Origin of the sequence: Thiolapillus sp. (assembly GCF_048562965.1) — a bacterium.
Lineage (GTDB): Bacteria > Pseudomonadota > Gammaproteobacteria > Chromatiales > Chromatiaceae > Thiolapillus > Thiolapillus brandeum_A.
Map to the genome: position 1 here is coordinate 1 of NZ_JBHNMF010000464.1, position 2,641 is coordinate 2,641.

General features: G+C 57.5%; 1 protein-coding gene. It reads right to left on the minus strand.

Annotation, left to right across the window (positions count from 1 at the left end):
- Window positions 1–11: 11 nt before the first annotated feature.
- On the minus strand, window positions 12–2,405 hold the full coding sequence (locus ACOCD2_RS16375) for a sigma 54-interacting transcriptional regulator (protein WP_419586537.1): 2,394 nt from the start codon (window positions 2,403–2,405) through the stop codon (window positions 12–14).
- Window positions 2,406–2,641: the final 236 nt, after the last annotated feature.

The following is a 2,641-nucleotide window of genomic DNA, read 5'->3' on the forward strand; positions in this document are numbered from 1 at the left end:
AGGTGATGCGGTCAGTACTGTCGGTCGGGGCCATGGCATTCTCCTGCGTTGTGGTGGGACAGGAGAAAGTCTGTGGCTGATGGTGTTCTGAAAAAAGGTGTCGATTCTGGGGCGCTTACCCGGGAATACACATCCTCCAGGGAATCATCTGCCTGCAATGGCGGGGGCGATGCTGCAACGGCATGCTCCGGAACAGGATCAGGAAGCACTGGCGAAACGGGCAGGCGCAGACCTTCCCAGTCAATCTCCTGGTTTTCCGAAGTGATCACCGCCTGCAACACCCGGTTCTGCAGCTCGCGGACATTACCCGGCCAGGCATAGTCCAGCAATGCCTTTTCGGCAGTCGCATTCAGATAAAGCCCGCTCTTGCCGTAATCGGCAACGAACTGCCCGAGGAAATAGCGCGCCAGTGGCAGTATGTCTTCCGGACGCTCACGCAACGGTGGCGCGGCGACGGACACCACCTGCAAACGGTAGTAGAGATCCTGCCGGAAAAGTCCTTCCGACACTTCATTGGCAAGGTCACGGTTGGTGGCCGCAACGATACGGATATCGATCGCTGCCAGCCATGGAGAGCGAAGCGAAGGCTGGTAGACCCCAGTAGCCGCGAGGCCGCACTGTTTTCCCGGCGTGCCTTGCGCCAGAGGGAAAACAAAGTAGGCCTCCGAACGCGGCGTCCAGTCATTGGGAGCCAAGTACGGAGCAGCAACGAGCTTGCGAAGTTGTTGCGTAGTGCTGGGTGACCAGGACGGCTGGGGCACCAATAGGTTGTCAAAGGCCGAGTCGATTTTGGGGACTGGGATGTCCCAAAATCTATCACGAGGCCGAAGACACGCTTGCTTGACCGGCTTGGCCGCCCCCACGGGAGTGATCTCTTTCTCCTGAATGAGACGCAGCAGCTTGGCCTGGGTTTCCAGAGGCAGTTCACCGATTTCATCGAGAAAGAGTGTGCCGCCCTTCGCCTGGAAGATGCGGCCAGAAGCGGCGTTCTGGGCGCCGGTATAGGCTCCTTTTTTGTGACCGAACAGTTCGGTATCGATCAGACTGTGAGCGATTGCACCGCAATCCACGGTAACGAACGGTTTGTCCTTGCGGTTGCTCAGTTCATGAACCGCCCTGGCAAGCTTGTCCTTGCCCGTACCGCTCTCGCCGGTGATCAGCACGGTTATATCGGTGGGTGCAACCTTTTCCAGCATGCTCACCACAGATTCCATGCGCGGTGAATGATAAACCAGCTGCCCGTGGCGTTTCAGCTGACGCAGCTCCCGGACTTCCTGACGCAGGCGCTGGCTTTCACGCAGCTTTTCCTCTTTCCAGCGTGACGCCAGCAGCGCCCGGTCGAGCAACATGCCGATCTGACTCGCCAGGGCATCGAGAAATACCAGGTCCGATGTATCCAGGCGCAGGGTATCTTCCATACCGTCCAGATAAAGAATACCGAGACAGTCGCTGCGGGACAGCAGGGGAATCGCGTAGGCGATATCGCCTTCGCCCAGGCTGTCTGCAGACAGATGCAGCACCTGTATCTGCCGGTGCGCATCCGCTTCGTCGATGAGTTGCTGCTTTTCATCGGAAAGCAGCAGCGTGTTTTCATCGGGAGCGCCGGCCTCGGGAACAGCAACGCTACGGCTTACCGCCAGCGATTGCCGCGGCTTTCCCTCTTCATTCAGAAACAGGGCAACCTGCTGAGGTTTGACCGTTTCGGCAATACGTCTGACCAGCTCCTGGGCAATGATCTCAGTCTCGGCTGAGGAGGAAATGACGGTGATGGTCTCCCACAGCAATTGCATGTTGCGGTAGTCCTTTTCCGTATCGGCGGTAAAAATGCCGCTGAGCCTGTCCAGATGACCGATACCCGCTTCCATGGTTTCCGGATCCCAGATGACCGTACACGCACCACCGGAAAGCTTGGCTGCATTGAGTGCCTGATCCGTGCGGCGCAACAGTCTCAGTGACCCGAAGGTCTGGTCACCCCAGACGTCCGAGGCATCGTGCACCGCTCCCCCGACACTGAAAGACAGACGCGTGGCTCCCGCCGTATAAGCTGCCTTTTCCAGAGACAGGCGCAGCTTTTCCGCCACCCTGTCGATGGCCAGTCGCGTCGCCCCGGGGATTACCACGGCAAAAATTGCGCTGCCATAGCGGAACACATGGTCTGTCTGCCGGAGTCCGGCCGACAGTTCTGACGCAATTTCTCGCAGAACCCTGTCTCCCCCCCGTTTTCCCAGGCGGTGGTTGACCATGCCAAAATCGTCGGGATTGATTAGCAGCAGACCCAGCGCCAGGTTTTCACGAATGCTCTTTCCGTGTTCATGATTGAGAAAGGCCTGAAATTCCACCCGGCCTGGCAGATGGGTAACGCTGTCCAGCGGCAACAGCGACTGCTGATGGATTTCCCATGCCATTTTACCGCCAAGCGCTATGTTCCAGAAAAACCAGTCTTCGGAAGACCGGGGAGCCTGAAGAGTGAAACCACCCTGCTTCCCGGTAAACTTTTCGATACCGGGAAAGGAGGCTTCTTGTAAAAATCTGCGTTCTAAGAACGCAGACTTGGCTTTTGCCCCCTATAAGGGGGCTTTGATGCCAGCCTTCTGAGAAGGCTGGCTGGTGAGTTATCCCATTTCATTGATTACTTGCCCAA

What these genes read in the sequence shown, in the direction of transcription:
- ACOCD2_RS16375 (WP_419586537.1), bottom strand. Translation starts at nt 2,405, where the DNA reads ATGGCATGGGAAATCCATCAGCAGTCGCTGTTGCCGCTGGACAGCGTT.